This is a genomic window from Saccharothrix sp. HUAS TT1 (genome assembly GCF_040744945.1).
Taxonomy (GTDB): domain Bacteria; phylum Actinomycetota; class Actinomycetes; order Mycobacteriales; family Pseudonocardiaceae; genus Actinosynnema.
The window spans coordinates 2,636,089-2,649,995 of record NZ_CP160453.1 but is presented as its reverse complement, the minus strand read 5'-3'; the positions used below and the strand labels follow the sequence as shown (position 1 = coordinate 2,649,995).

Genomic DNA, 13,907 nt, shown 5'->3' with positions numbered 1-13,907 from the left:
CACCGGCTGTGACGGCCAGTTGACGGTGATCAGACACGATGTCCCTACACTGGCCCACGGCATGGGCGTATGACGAGACTGAGGCGGACATGACCAGCGGCAAGAAGACGAAGGCCGCGCGCTCCAGCGTTGCGGCGGCGCGCTCCTCGGTGGTGGCGAAGAAGCCGAAGCCATGGGGGACCATCCTCGCGGTGGTCGCCGTCCTGGCCCTGGCGGGCACCGTGTTCGGTTACGCGTACGCGCAGATCGCGGAGCGGAACGAGAAAGAGGCCGCCCTCGCCCAGTGGAACCCGTCCGAGGAGAACAAGGACCCCTCGGACCAGATCGCCGGTGTGGTGAAGGTCGAGTACGAGGCGAGCAAGCACGTCGACGCCACCCAGCGGGTCGCCTACGACCAGTCGCCGCCCTTCGGCGGTCCGCACGACAACGTGTGGGCCGACTGCACGGGCACCGTCTACGCGTCCCCGGTGCGCAACGAGAACATGGTCCACCCGCTGGAGCACGGCGCCGTGTGGATCGCCTACAACCCGGACCAGGTCAGCGGTGACGCGCTGGACAAGCTGAAGGCGCGGGCCGACGGCCAGCCGTTCACCATGCTGTCGCCGTACCCGGGCCTGGACAAGCCGATCTCGCTGCAGTCGTGGGGCCACCAGCTGAAGCTGGAGAGCGCCGACGACGAGCGCATCGACCAGTTCATCCAGTCGCTGCGGCGCAACCAGTACGCCTACCCCGAGGTGGGCGCGACCTGCGACAACCCGCAGTTCGACGTGACCAGCCCGCCGCCGTTCGTGGCGGAGGCGCCCGGTGCGGACGCCGTCCCGATGGACGGTGGCGCCGAGGCCGCCGCGGAGGAGTCGGCCGCGCCGACGGCCGCCTCCACGCCCGGTAGCTGACCCGTGGCGGACGCCGAGCAGGAAGAGGTCGCGCCCGCGCCCGCCCGCGCGACGACCGCGACCAGGACGGTCGTGGTCGCGGTGGCGGTCCTGGCCGTCCTCCTGCTCGGCGCCGCCGTCGGGCTGCTGATCAAGCTGCCGGGCGCGGACAACAGCTCCACGCCCGCGCGCGACTCGGTGGACGTCGGCTTCACCCAGGACATGTCGGCGCACCACCTCCAGGGCGTGACGATGTCCAACCTCGCGCGCGACAAGACGGCGGACCCGGCGGTCGAGCAGCTCGCGTTCGACATCTCCTCGACCCAGTTGGAGCAGGTCGGCCGGATGAAGGGCTGGCTGTTCCTGTGGGGCTACCCGGAGCAGTCGGTCGACGGCAGGCACATGTGGTGGATGACGTCCTCCACCCACGGCCACGGCGGGGGCACCGGCTCCGACTCCGGCGCGGGCGCCGACGACCCCGACCTGATGCCCGGCATGGCCACGGCGGAGGAGCTGAACCGGCTGCGCTCGCTGGTCGGCGTCGACTTCGACGTGTACTTCCTCCAGCTGATGCTGCGCCACCACCGGGGCGGCGCGCCGATGGCCGAGTACGCCACCACGCACGCCGGGCAGTCGGTCGTGCGCACGCTGGCCGAGAACATGCTCAAGTCGCAGACCAGCGAGAGCGCCTACCTGGAGCAGCTGCTCACCGAGCGCGGCGCGGCGCCGCTGCCGAGCTGATCCCGGTCCTGAGCGCCCTGAAGGTCCTGAGCGCCCGAACCTCGTCCTGAAAGCCGTTGTGCACGGGGCAGGTGTTTGGCGGGCGCGGCACCTGCCCCGTGGCACGGTCGAAAGGGGACCACGTCCCCCGTACTCCCCTTTCGACTCCCCTTCTAATAACGGAAGGAACAACACCCTCCAGGAGGAGGTACGGTCACGCTACGTCATTACTGGTGAGTTAGCTCCTACATCTTTCGAGTGAATCACCAGGTGAGGGCCACTCGACTACTCTCAGAGAGTCACAGCACCGCGGCGGTCGAACACCAGCTCCCGCGCCGACCGCAACCCGATCTCCACCGCGCCGCTGAGCACCGCGCCGTCACCCAGCTCCCCCGCCGCGATCCGCGGCGCCAACGGCGTCATCCGGCGCAGCGCGGCCTCGATCGGCTCGTGCAGCAGGTCGGCGTTGCTGCCGATGCCACCGGCCAGCACCACCAGCTCCGGGTCGATCACCGCCACCACCGAGGCCACCACGAACGCCAGCCGCTCCGCCTCGTCCCGCACCGCCAGCAGCGCCCGCTCGTCACCGGCCTTCGCCGCCGCGAACACCTCGCGCGCCGACCGCGCCACCAGGCCGCGCTGCTTCGCCAGCGCCACCACGGACTCCGCCGCCGCGGCGGCCTCCACCTGGCCCCGCTGCCGCCCGTCCTCTTCGGACTGACCGGTGTAGGGCAGGTAGCCGACCTCGCCCGCCGCGCCGTGCGCGCCGCGGAACAACCGGCCGTCCAGCACGATCCCCATGCCGATCCCGGTGCCCACGGTGACGCACACGAACACGTCGGCGCCCCGCGCCACCCCGTGCGCCTGCTCGCCCACCGCGGCCAGGTTCGCGTCGTTCTCCACCACCAGGCCCGCGCCCAGCGCGGCCTCCAGGTCGTCCAGCAGGCCGGGCCGCTCCCAGCCGGGCAGGTTCGGCGCGTGGTGCAGGGTCCGGTCGCGCGGGTCCGGCACGCCGGGCGTGCCCACCACCTTCACCACCAGGTCGGCCAGCGACAGGCCCGCGTCGGCCGCGGTCCGCTCGGCCAGCTCCCGCACCGTGCGGACCAGCGCCGTCGCCGAGCGGCACCGGTTGCGCTCGTCCACCCGCGCGATGACCGAGCCGGCCAGGTCGGCCACCGCCACCCGGATGCGCTGCCTGCCGATGTCGACGCCCAGCACGTGCCCGGCCGCCGGGTTCGGCTCGTAGACCATCGCCGACCGGCCCGGACCCGCCGTGGTCCGGCCGATGGGCCGCACCAGGCCGTGCTGCTCCAGGTCGAGCAGCGCCTGGCCCACCGTCGGCTTGGACAGGCCGGTGTCCCGGGCGACCTGCGGCCTGGTCGCCGGGCCGCCCGACCGCAGCCGGTCGAGCACCGCGCGCTGGTTGAGCACGCGCATCCCCGCGGGGGTGCCCACCTGGGGCGTGTTCCGGGCCGTCACAGCGAGTGAGTGTAGATCGGTTGGAGCAGCATTCGGACAGGCTTGCGGACAAGATGGGCGACCGTACTTGACAACGATGTCAGGTGCCCCTTTGCTTCGCTAAGGATCGGGTCGGTATGGGCGAAAGGCGTGCGCAATGGGGCACATGCGGGGCAGGAGATCACTCGTGGTGGTCTCGACCATCGCACTGGCGGTGGGAGGCGTGGGAGGCTGGTCGTCCGCGACCGCCGCACCGGGGGAGCCAACCGTGAGCGATCCGCTCTTCGCCACGTCCTTCGAGGACGGGCAGCCGCAGCCGGACTGGACGAGCACCGTGGAGACGGGCCCGGACGGCACGCCGAGGACGTCGGGCGTCAACGGCTCGGACTCCACCAGCATCCCCGGCAACGTCACCGACCGGGTGGTCGACGTGGTGGCCAACTCGGAGAACTCGGCGGCCGGCGAGGTCGCGGGGAACCTGGTCGACGCCAACGGGTCCTCGAAGTGGCTCACCTTCACGTCCACCGGCTGGGCCCGGTTCACCTTCGCCGAACCGGTCGCGGTCCAGCGCTACGCCATGACGTCGGCCAACGACGCGCCCGAGCGCGACCCGAGGGACTGGGCGCTGCGCGGCTCCAACGACGGCACGACGTGGACCCCGGTCGACGCCCGCGCCGGCGAGGTGTTCGCCGAGCGGTTCCAGACCAAGACCTACGACACCGCCAACACCGCGGCGTTCAAGCACTACCAGCTCGACATCACCGCGAACGCGGGCGGCGTCAACCTCGTCCAGCTCGCCGAGGTGCAGTTCTCCGACGGCTCCACCACCCCGCCGGCGCAGAACATGCGCACGACCGTGGGCAAGGGCGCCAACGGCGGGTACAACGCCAAGGCGGGCGCGGGCTTCACCGGCGTGAAGGCGTTGCGGTACCAGGGGACGCACGTGGCCGACGGCCGCGGGTACTCGTACAACAAGGTCTTCGACGTCGACATCCCGGTCACCGCGACCACCGAGCTGTCCTACTTGATCTTCCCGTCGTTCACCGCGGACGACCTGAACTACCCGGCCACGTTCGTGTCGCTGGACCTCGCGTTCGCCGACGGCACCTACCTCAGCGACCTCGGCGCGCGCGACCAGCACGGGTTCGAGCTGTCGCCGCGCGGCCAGGGCGCGGCGAAGTCGCTGTACACCAACCAGTGGAACCGGGTCGCGTCGGTCGTCGGCGCGGTGGCCGCGGGCAAGACGATCAAGCGCGTCCTGCTCGCCTACGACAACCCCGAGGGACCGGCCGGGTTCAACGGCTGGGTGGACGACATCGCGGTGAAGCCCGCCCCGGCCGTCGTCGAGCGCGCCCGCCCGTCGGACTGGGTGCTGACCACCCGCGGCACGAACTCCAGCGGCTCGTTCTCCCGGGGCAACAACATCCCGGCCACCGCGGTGCCGCACGGCTTCAACTTCTGGTCCCCGATGACCAACGCGGGTTCGATCAGCTGGCTCTACGAGTACGCGAAGAACAACAACCGGGACAACCTGCCCACGCTGCAGGCGTTCACCGCGAGCCACGAGCCCAGCCCGTGGATGGGCGACCGGCAGACGTTCCAGGTGATGCCCGGCACGGGCGCGCCGACGGCCGACCGGGCCGTGCGCGCGCTGCCGTTCAAGCACGAGAACGAGACGGCCCGGGCGCACTACTACGGCGTGCGGTTCGAGAACGGGATGCGCACCGAGATCGCGCCGACCGACCACGCCGCGCTGTTCCGCTTCACGTTCGTGGACGACACGTCGAACCTGGTGTTCGACAACGTCAACAACAGCGGCGGGCTCACGCTGGACCCGGCGTCCGGCGTGGTGACCGGCTTCTCCGACGTCAAGAGCGGCCTGTCGACCGGCGCGACCCGGCTGTTCGTCTACGGCGTGGTGGACAAGCCGGTGACGGCGAGCGGCCGGCTCACCGGCGCGGGCCGGGACGACGTGGCCGGTTACTTCCGGTTCGACACGTCCGCCGACAAGACCGTGACGATGCGGATCGCGACGTCGCTGCTGGGCGTCGACCAGGCGAAGCGGAACCTGGAGCTGGAGGTGTCCGCCTCGGACACGTTCGACTCGGTGCGGGACCGCGCGCAGCGGGCGTGGGACGACGTGCTCGGCATGGTCGAGGTCGAAGGCGCCTCGGAGGACCAGCTGACCACGCTGTACTCCAACCTGTACCGGCTCTACCTGTACCCGAACTCCGGCTTCGAGAACACCGGCACCGCCGACGCGCCGAAGTACCAGTACGCGTCGCCCGTGCAGGCCGCGGGCGCGAGCACGCCGACGCGGACCGGCGCGAAGGTGGTCGACGGCAAGGTCTACGTCAACAACGGGTTCTGGGACACCTACCGGACCACCTGGCCCGCGTACAGCCTGCTGACGCCGGGCAAGGCGGCCGAGCTGGCGGACGGCTTCGTGCAGCAGTACCGCGACGGCGGGTGGATCTCGCGCTGGTCGTCGCCCGGCTACGCGAACCTGATGACCGGCACCAGCTCCGACGTGGCGTTCGCGGACGCGTTCGTCAAGGGCGTCGAGCTGCCCGACGCGAAGGCCGCCTACGAGGCGGCGGTGAAGAACGCGACGGTCGCGCCGCCGAACGCGGGCGTCGGCCGCAAGGGCCTCGACACGTCGATCTTCACCGGCTACACGTCCACCGCCACCGGCGAGGGCATGTCGTGGGCGATCGAGGGCTACGTCAACGACTACGGCATCGCCAACATGGCGCAGGCGCTGTTCGAGAAGACCGGCGACCCGCAGTACCGGGCGTCGTACGAGTACTTCACCAACCGCGCGCAGAACTACGTCCACATGTTCGACCCGTCGACCGGCTTCTTCCAGGGCCGCGACCCGGACGGCACGTGGCGCGCGCCCACCGACGAGTACGACCCGCGCGAGTGGGGTCACGACTACACCGAGACCAACGGCTGGAACATGGCGTTCTCGGTGCCGCACGACGGGCAGGGCCTGGCCAACCTCTACGGCGGCAAGGACGGGCTCGCGTCCAAGCTGGACGAGTTCTTCGCGACGCCGGAGACGGCGAAGTTCGTCGGCTCGTACGGCGGCGTGATCCACGAGATGACCGAGGCGCGCGACGTGCGGATGGGTCAGCTCGGGCACTCCAACCAGGTCTCGCACCACATCGCCTACATGTACGACTACGCCGGTCAGCCGTGGAAGACGCAGGAGAAGGTGCGCGAGATCCTGTCCCGGCTGTACCTGGGCAGCGAGATCGGCCAGGGCTACCCCGGTGACGAGGACAACGGCGAGCAGTCGGCGTGGTGGCTGTTCAGCGCCATGGGCTTCTACCCGCTGCAGATGGGCAACGACTCGTACGCGATCGGGTCGCCGCTGTTCAAGAAGATGACCGTGCACCTGGACAACGGGCGCACGCTGGTGATCAACGCGCCCGGGAACTCGGCGGAGAACGTCTACGTGCAGTCGTTGAAGGTCAACGGCAAGGCGTGGGACAAGTCGCACCTGCCGCACGCGGAGATCGCCGACGGCGGGGTGCTGGACTTCGTGATGGGGTCCGAGCCGTCCCGGTGGGCGACCGGTGCGGACGCCGCGCCGCCGTCGCTGACCACGGGGACGTCGGCTCCCGCGCCGCTGCGCGACGTGACGTCGCTGGGCACGGTGACCGGCGCGCCGGCCGCGCTGGTGGACAACACGTCGCAGACGTCCGGGGCGCTGTCGTGGTTGCAGGTCGACGTGCCGACGAACAAGGAGAGCGCCACGTTCTACACGCTCACGTCCGGCAAGGCGGGTGGCGACCCGGCGTCGTGGGTGCTGAAGGGCTCGTACGACGGGCAGGCGTGGGCGACCGTGGACGAGCGGTCCGGCGAGGCGTTCCCGTGGCGGCAGCAGACCAGGGCGTTCGAGATCGCCCGACCGGGTCACTACCAGCACTACCGGCTGGAGTTCCCCGGTGAGGCGACGCTGGCCGAGTTCGAGCTGCTGGCCAAGCCGTTCGTGACGTGCTCGGCGTCGGTGACCGGCGAGCACGCCGGGCCGTTGCGCGTGCAGTCGGGCGTGACGTGCGTGGACGGCGCTTCGGTGACCGGGCCGGTGACGGTCGCGGCCGGCGCGTCGCTGTACGTGTTCGGCGGGTCGGTGAGCGGTCCGGTGTCGGCGACCGGCGCGGCGGCGGTCGTGCTGGTGGGCACGTCGGTCGGCGGACCGGTGAGCGTCACCGGGACGTCCGGTCAGGTGTCACTGGAGCGGGTGACCGTCGGCGGGCCCGTGCGGCTGGTGGACAACAAGGGCGGCACGGTCGTCGCCGGCAACACCGTCAGCGGGCCGATGTCCTGCTCGGGCAGCGACCCGGCGCCGGTGGACAACGGTTGGGCGAACGAGGTGCGCGGGCCCAGGACGGGTCAGTGCGCCAAGCTGTAGGTGCTGGTCACCAGGAGATTTCGCGGCACCTGCGCGCGGAATCTCCTGGTTCGACCTGCAGCGTCGCGTGCTCGATGTGGTACCGCTGGGCCAGCAGCGCCTGCGCGGCGTGCAGCACCTCGGCCGGGTCGACGTCGTCGCGGGTCGTGAGGTGGGCGGAGGCGACCTCCATGCCCGAGGTGAGCGTCCAGACGTGCAGGTCGTGCGCCTCGGCGACGCCGGGCAGGCGGCTCAGGTCGGCCTGCACGGCGGCGACGTCCAGGCGTTCCGGGGCGTGCTGGAAGAGGATGCGCAGCGCGCTCGCGGCCAGCTTGTAGGTGCGGGGCAGGACGAACAGGCCGATCGCGACACCCATGACGGGGTCGGCGTGGCGCCAGCCGAAGACCAGCGTCACCAGGCCGCTGACGAGCACGCCGACCGAGCCGATCAGGTCGGCCAGGACCTCCAGGTACGCGCCGCGGACGTTGATGTTCTCCTTCGCGCCGTCCCGCAGCACGAAGAACGAGACGACGTTGGCGACCAGGCCCGCGGTGGCGGCCAGGACGACCGGCAGGCCGGGCACCTCCGGCGGGTCGCTGAACCGCCCAATGGCTTCGTGGACGACGTAGCCGGCCACGCCGAACAGCAGCACGGCGTTGGCCAGGGCGGCCAGCACCTCGGCCCGGTAGAGGCCGAACGTGCGGCTGCCGCCCGTCTTCGCGCGGCGGGCGAGCGCGATGGCCGCCAGCGCCATGCCGACGCCCAGGACGTCGGTGAGCATGTGGGCGGCGTCGGAGATCAGGGCCAGCGAGCCGGTGGTGACGCCGACGACGAACTCGACGGCCATGAACGCCGCCCCGATGCCGAAGGCGACCCAGAGCCGACCGAGGTGCTTGGCGCCACCCGTCGCAACGCCGTGGCCGTGTCCGTGACCCATGGGCAGAACATATAGTCACATGCGCATGAGTTCAACTCGACTGTCAGGCGCGCCACAACCGTCCCAACCGGCGGACCAGCCCCGGCGCGAGCCGGTTGAGCAGGTGCACCGCCTTGGCCTCCGCGGTGACGGGCACCACGACCCTGCCCCGGTCCACCGCGTCCAGCACCTCGGCCGCCACCCGCTCGGGCCCGAAGCCGCGTCGACGTGCCGTGCCGGCGGCGCGCCGACGCCGTTCGTCCTGCTCGGCCGCGGTCGCGCCGGAGAACGTGAAGGAGTGGGCGATGTTCGTGCGCACGATGCCGGGGCAGATGGCGGTGACGCGGACGCCGTGCTCGCGCAGCTCGGCGTCCAGGCACTGGGCGAGCATGAGGACGGCGGCCTTCGTCGTGGAGTAGGCCGGCATCGCGGCGTTCGGCAGGTAGCCCGCCGCGGAGGACGTGACGACCAGGTGACCGCCCTCGGCCCGGTCGACCATGTGCGACGCGAAGGCCCTGAAGGTGTGGACGACGCCCCAGAGGTTGACGTCGACCACCCGCCGCCAGTCCTCCTCGGACGTGCGGAGGAACGACCCGACCACCCCGATGCCCGCGTTGGCCACCACGACGTCCGGAACCCCGTGCCGCGCGCCGATCTCCGCCGCGACCCTCTCGACCGCCTGCCCGTCGGCCACGTCGAGCCGGTACGCGTGCCCGCCCACCTCCGCCGCCACCTCCCGGGCCGACGCCGCGTCCACGTCGACCACGACCACTTCGGCGCCCTGCTCCGCGAACTTCCGCGCGGTGGCCCGCCCGATCCCGCTGCCCGCACCCGTGATGACCACCAACCGCTTCCGCCGCCGTCCGTCGATGGCGTCCTCGATGTGCCGCGCGACCTGTTCCGGGTGCGTGCGCGGCGCCCAGTGCCCGGCGTGCAGCGTGCTGCGGGTCAGGTCGTCCACCCACGGCTCGGCCGCCTCCAGGTGCTGCCGGACCACGAAGGGGTCCTTGGCCAGCTCGACCTGGTGAACCCTCACCCGGACCGCCTTCGGCGGACGTCCCCGGCCCACGTTCGCCCGGTACAGCCCCAACCCGTTGACCAACTCCCGCCGCCCCGCGCCCAACCGCTCCCGGATCGCGGGGACGCTCCACACCACCTCCGCCACCCCCGGAACCTTGAACCCGGCGACGTACCACGACCGGCGGAGCACGTTGAGCACCTTCAACGGCCGCAAGCGATTGCGCCTCACCCAATCCGCCAGGTGCCCCAGATCCGGCCCCGAGATGCTGGTGAACGACAGGAACAACTCGGGCCGCTCCACCACCGCCGCCCACCCCTGCACCGACCCCCAGTCGTGCCCGACGAGGTGAACCGGCCCACCCACCTGTCGCACCACGGTGGCCAGGTCCTCGACCAACCGCTCCAGCGCGTACCCCTCGGCACCGCCGGGCTCCCCCGACCTCCCGGCGCCCCTCACGTCGTACCGGACGACCCGGAACCTCTCCCCCAGCCTGCGGACCACCCCGTCCCACAGCTGCGAGGTGTCGGGGAACCCGTGCACCAGCACCACGGTCGCCGCCCCCTCGACTCCCTCCACCTTCCCCCAAATCCGCAGGTCATCCACCCCGGCCCCGCTACGCCACACCGCCTCCATGCTCCGAGGGTAGGCCCGGTGAAACCCCCTCGCCCCCGTGCGCTAAGCTTCTCCCCGTAGCTGCGGCCCCCGTAGCTCAGGGGATAGAGCACCGCCCTCCGGAGGCGGGAGCGCAGGTTCGAATCCTGCCGGGGGCACCACGCAAAAAAGCCCGCTGAGCAGCACGAATGCTGCCCAGCGGGCTTTTTGCTTGTCCGGCTGTGTCCGGCCAAAACCGGCCGTTTGCGGCTGCCTGTGCCGATGGTGTGCCGACGAGATCCCGCCGACCTTGATCAACGGGGCGGATCGGGCCCCGTCGCAGGTGACGTCGATCACGTCACTCTGAGTCGCCCGAAGCCCCCTTCAACCCCGCCTCGACCAGCGCGCGGATGGCGTCGTTGGAGCCGCTGAGCACGTGGGCGTAGATCCGGAACAGCACCTCCAGCGAGTGCCCTGCCCACTCGGCGACCTGCTTCGGCGGCACGCCGGAGCTGAGCCACAGCGACACGCCCGCGTGGCGCAGGTCGTAGGGCGAGGCGGCCAGGTCCGTGGCCGCCAGCTCGGGCGGCAACGCCTTCTCCCTCGCCTTGCGCCACGCCCGCAGGATCGTCAGCTTGGGCAGCTCGTCGTCGTTGCGCTCGCCGCGGAACAGCCGCCCGTCCCTGGCCGTGCCGTAGACCCGCATGTGGCGGTGCAGCAGCTCGGTCAGCTCGGGCGGGCTGGGGACCGGGCGGATCGTGCCCGCGTCCCGCTGTTTGAGCTGGCGCTCGTCCCGGTTCTTCCCGCTGTCGGTCCACTCGCGTCCGGCGTGAGGGCGGGCGGTCTCCAGGTGGATCTCTCCCCAGCCCTCCTCGGGCAGGGAGAGCTGGTGCTTGGACAGCGCGACGGCCTCCTCCGGGCGCATCCCGGCGTAGTAGAGGCAGCCGAAGAACGCCACCAGGCGCGGGCCGCTGCGCTGCTGCACGCGCACAGCGTCCAGGAGGTCGCGCACCTGCGCCGGGTTGGCGACGCGGCGCTGGTCGATCGCCTGGACCGTCTTCCGCGGCGCGATCCACTTCAGGGCCGGGATGGGGTTGGAGTCGAGGAGCTTGCGCTCCACGGCGTACTCCATCGCCGTGCCGAGGATCTTGCGCTGGCGGGACACGACGCTCGGCGCCGCGGGCTTGCCGTCGAGCTTGACCGCGAGCCGGTCGAGCAGGGGCCGGAGCACCTGCGGGTCGCGCAGCGCGGTCACCGGCAGGGTGTTCGCCGCGACCCACTTCAGCGCCCGGCGCACGTCCTCGGGCGCGTCGGCCCGGCGGGCGGTGTTGAACCCCCAGCGGGTCAGCGCGGACCTGATCAGCGCGTCGTCCGGCTTCCCCTTCGTCGAGGAGAACATCGCCGGGGTGGCCCTGGTCAACGCCTCGGCGTGCGTCCGCCGGGTGGTCGCCGCGACGTGCGGCCACTTCATGTCGACGAACGCGCAGGCGAACTCGTACCAGCTCATCTCGTCGGACTGCCGCGCCATCGACACGGGCAGACCGTCGAAGGTCCGGAACGCCTCGCCCTTGCGGGCCGCGGAGAGCAGCTCGGACCGGAACCCTTCCGCGAGCGCCTTGGTCGCGTACTTCTGCTTGAAGCGCTTTTTGATCACCCGCCAGCGGACCCAGTAGGTGACCTTCTTGCTCCCCTTGTGGATGTAGGGGTCGAGCGCGAAAACCTGGACGTCGTAGCTCGTGTCGTCCGTCATGCCGATTCCTCCAGTTCTTCCAGCCACCGTTCGTAATCCGCGACCCGGATTCGCAGCTCGCCATTCGGCAGGCGGATGCACTTCGGGCCGCGCTTCTTCGCGCGCCAGTCGTAGAAGGTGGACCGGGAGATTTCGAGGTCGGCACACACGTCAGCAACGGTGAGGCGGCGAGGGTTCAAGGGGGCAATTCTCCGATTCGATTTCAGGGAATGGGGGCGGGACGCCCCTGAGTGGAGCGCCCCGCCTTCGTTCAGCGCCTCACAGGCTGGAGACGATCCGCGCCACGTTCGACGACTGGGGCAGCACGGCCATGCGGCGGTGGGCCATCACCTGGACTTCGCCGTGCTCCACCCAGACGTCGATGTAGCCGTCGTCCGGGGCGTTCGGCCGGAACCGGACCCGCCGCCCTGTGCCCAGGCCGATCGGGATCTCGGCGTACGGGTCGAGCACGGCGTCCGAGTCCTCGGGCCGGGTGGCGAGCCGCGCCTCGTCCGCGCGCTGGTCGGCCGCCACGACGTCGAGGGCCGCGAGACTGACCGCGCGACGCAGGCCCTCCATCTTGTTGCGTGCCCAGCGCGGGAGCTTCTCCTCGCGCGGGTCGGCCTTGATGAGCTCCGCGAGCTTGGGGTACGTCACGCCTGGAACGCCCGAGCCTGGTTCAGGCCGCGCACCAGCGCCGCGTCCGCCTCGGCCAGCCGCCCGTAGTCCTCGATCGGGGCGATCAGCTCGGCGGTCCCGCGCGCCACCTGGTACTCCAGGGTCGAGCGCGTCTGGGCGAACAGCACGGAGCGCGCGGCGTCCGGCGTGAAGTAGACGCGGCGGAGGTGACGGCCGTGCAGGGACCTGTTCGCCTGCATGGCCCGCACGATCTGGCCGCGCTCGAACTGCGGGTAGTCCGCGGGGTTGTCGCGCTCGCCCGTGATCAGCAGGTCCAGCTCGTGCGCCGGAGCGGCGTGCCGCGCGGCGCGGTCGGCCTCGTCCGCCGCGGTCAGCCGCTCGTAGGCCGAGACGTGCACGATCATGTCCGCCTCGCCCTTCGCCACCCGGTCGTGCAGGGTGTCGGCGAGCCGGTCGAAGCCCTTCATGCGCTGCGCGCCGTCCGTGAAGTAGGCGCGGCGGAAGCGACGCCCGCTCAGCATCATCGTCAGCGGCGCCGAGGCGGCGTAGACCTGCCAGTGCCGGAACTGGGGGTAGGCGCGGCGCTCCTCGGTGAAGCCGACGATCAGGATGTCGGTCTCGGGCGCGAGCTGGGGGGCGATGGCGTTGGTCACTGGGTGGGACCGTCCTTCGGCGACGACGCGGACGAGGGAGTGTCCGCGTGCTGGTTGATCAGGAGGGCGACGGACTGGAGGCGTTCGCGGTCGATGACCGTGACGGCCTCCTGGATGCTCAGCGGCTCGGCGTGCTTCCAGCCGTGCCGCACCAGGGCCATGCGGGCGGCGAACATGCCCGCCATGAAGGGGTTGAGGTACCGGGGATCGTTCTCCGGCAGAGCTACGGGGCACCGCCGGAAGTGGTGGAGGGCTCGCCTGGAGCCCGCCGGGCACGTGCACCGCACGGACGTCGGGGGCTGCACCTCGGCCAGCACCTCGAACTCAGGCTCGGAGCCCACCGGGCAGGTGCACCGGATGGACTCGTACCAGCCGTCTTCGTCGATGCCGGGCGACAGCCAGGCCGCCCGGCACCCCTTGCATCGGTGGACAATCACCAGCCGCGCTCGCCGTACGCGACGCAGGCCGGACGCGGCGCGAAGCCGCCGGGCGGCAGGCCGCGGAGCTGAGCGTTCTGGCGGCGCAGCGCGTCGACCGCGGTCACGACGCGGCGCATGTTCGCCGGGCTCCACACGTTGCCGTCGAGCGGGTCCTTGCCGAGGTCGACGCCGACCAGGCGGCCGATCGCCTGCACGATGCCGCGGGCCTCGCCGCCGCGCTCGTTCTCCTCGTAGACCGCGCCCCGGATCGCCTCCAGGGCGGCTTCGAGAGCGACGCTCACGCGGCCACCTCGCAGTACGCCTCGTGCTGGGTGAGCACGCTCTTGGCGTCCTCGACCTTTGCCTTGGCGGCGATCACGAGCTCGACGTTGCGCCGGGTCTCGTTGCGGGCGGCCATGCGGGCGAGACGGCGGAGGTTGGCGGCCTCGGAGGTCACCACCGCTCGGCGGTTCACGCAGGTCATGCA

The 13,907-nt window shown here is 71.4% G+C and carries 13 protein-coding genes and 1 tRNA gene; 4 read left to right on the top strand and 10 right to left on the bottom strand.

Going from position 1 to position 13,907, the window contains the following annotated elements:
• Positions 1-89: 89 nt before the first annotated feature.
• On the top strand, positions 90-893 hold the full coding sequence (locus AB0F89_RS13115; protein WP_367135876.1) for a DUF3105 domain-containing protein: 804 nt from the start codon (positions 90-92) through the stop codon (positions 891-893).
• 3 nt (positions 894-896) lie between these two features.
• Positions 897-1,613, top strand: a complete 717-nt coding sequence (locus AB0F89_RS13110) for a DUF305 domain-containing protein (protein ID WP_367135874.1) — start codon at positions 897-899, stop codon at positions 1,611-1,613.
• A gap of 270 nt (positions 1,614-1,883) precedes the next feature.
• Here AB0F89_RS13110 and AB0F89_RS13105 read toward each other — a convergent pair whose 3' ends face one another.
• Positions 1,884-3,029 carry an ROK family protein gene (locus AB0F89_RS13105; RefSeq protein WP_367138856.1) on the bottom strand — a complete coding sequence of 382 codons (1,146 nt, stop codon included), beginning with the start codon at positions 3,027-3,029 and terminating at the stop codon, positions 1,884-1,886.
• Between the two features lie 178 nt (positions 3,030-3,207).
• Between AB0F89_RS13105 and AB0F89_RS13100 the strand changes: the two genes are divergently transcribed.
• Positions 3,208-7,473, top strand: a complete 4,266-nt coding sequence (locus AB0F89_RS13100; protein ID WP_367135872.1) for a GH92 family glycosyl hydrolase — start codon at positions 3,208-3,210, stop codon at positions 7,471-7,473.
• Between the two features lie 7 nt (positions 7,474-7,480).
• Here AB0F89_RS13100 and AB0F89_RS13095 read toward each other — a convergent pair whose 3' ends face one another.
• A complete protein-coding gene (locus tag AB0F89_RS13095) occupies positions 7,481-8,389 on the bottom strand; it encodes a cation diffusion facilitator family transporter (protein WP_367135870.1) in 909 nt (302 codons plus the stop codon).
• 43 nt (positions 8,390-8,432) lie between these two features.
• Positions 8,433-10,022, bottom strand: a complete 1,590-nt coding sequence (locus AB0F89_RS13090) for an SDR family oxidoreductase (protein WP_367135868.1) — start codon at positions 10,020-10,022, stop codon at positions 8,433-8,435.
• Between the two features lie 65 nt (positions 10,023-10,087).
• Here AB0F89_RS13090 and AB0F89_RS13085 point away from each other — a divergent pair.
• Positions 10,088-10,162: transfer RNA gene (locus AB0F89_RS13085), tRNA-Arg, on the top strand.
• A 176-nt stretch (positions 10,163-10,338) separates the two neighbouring features.
• Here the strand turns inward: AB0F89_RS13085 and AB0F89_RS13080 are convergent.
• The 7 genes from AB0F89_RS13080 to AB0F89_RS13050 all read right to left on the bottom strand — a co-directional run bounded on the left by AB0F89_RS13080 (position 10,339) and on the right by AB0F89_RS13050 (position 13,904).
• Positions 10,339-11,730: a tyrosine-type recombinase/integrase gene (locus AB0F89_RS13080; RefSeq protein ID WP_367135867.1), complete on the bottom strand. Its 1,392-nt coding sequence runs from the start codon at positions 11,728-11,730 to the stop codon at positions 10,339-10,341.
• Positions 11,727-11,909 (bottom strand): helix-turn-helix transcriptional regulator, encoded by a 183-nt coding sequence (locus AB0F89_RS13075; protein WP_367135865.1) that lies wholly within the window; start codon positions 11,907-11,909, stop codon positions 11,727-11,729. Before AB0F89_RS13075 ends, AB0F89_RS13080 begins: the two co-directional genes overlap by 4 nt.
• 79 nt (positions 11,910-11,988) lie before the next feature.
• The gene (locus AB0F89_RS13070) at positions 11,989-12,366 is read right to left on the bottom strand and encodes a hypothetical protein (RefSeq protein ID WP_367135863.1); all 378 of its coding nucleotides are present in this window, start codon (positions 12,364-12,366) and stop codon (positions 11,989-11,991) included.
• Entirely contained in the window at positions 12,363-13,001 is a 639-nt protein-coding gene (locus tag AB0F89_RS13065) for a hypothetical protein (protein ID WP_367135862.1), read from the bottom strand. The genes AB0F89_RS13070 and AB0F89_RS13065 overlap by 4 nt, the downstream gene beginning before the upstream one ends.
• Positions 12,998-13,438, bottom strand: a complete 441-nt coding sequence (locus AB0F89_RS13060; RefSeq protein ID WP_367135860.1) for a hypothetical protein — start codon at positions 13,436-13,438, stop codon at positions 12,998-13,000. Before AB0F89_RS13060 ends, AB0F89_RS13065 begins: the two co-directional genes overlap by 4 nt.
• Positions 13,435-13,722, bottom strand: a complete 288-nt coding sequence (locus AB0F89_RS13055) for a hypothetical protein (RefSeq protein WP_367135859.1) — start codon at positions 13,720-13,722, stop codon at positions 13,435-13,437. The genes AB0F89_RS13060 and AB0F89_RS13055 overlap by 4 nt, the downstream gene beginning before the upstream one ends.
• Positions 13,719-13,904: a hypothetical protein gene (locus AB0F89_RS13050; protein ID WP_367135857.1), complete on the bottom strand. Its 186-nt coding sequence runs from the start codon at positions 13,902-13,904 to the stop codon at positions 13,719-13,721. Before AB0F89_RS13050 ends, AB0F89_RS13055 begins: the two co-directional genes overlap by 4 nt.
• Positions 13,905-13,907: the final 3 nt, after the last annotated feature.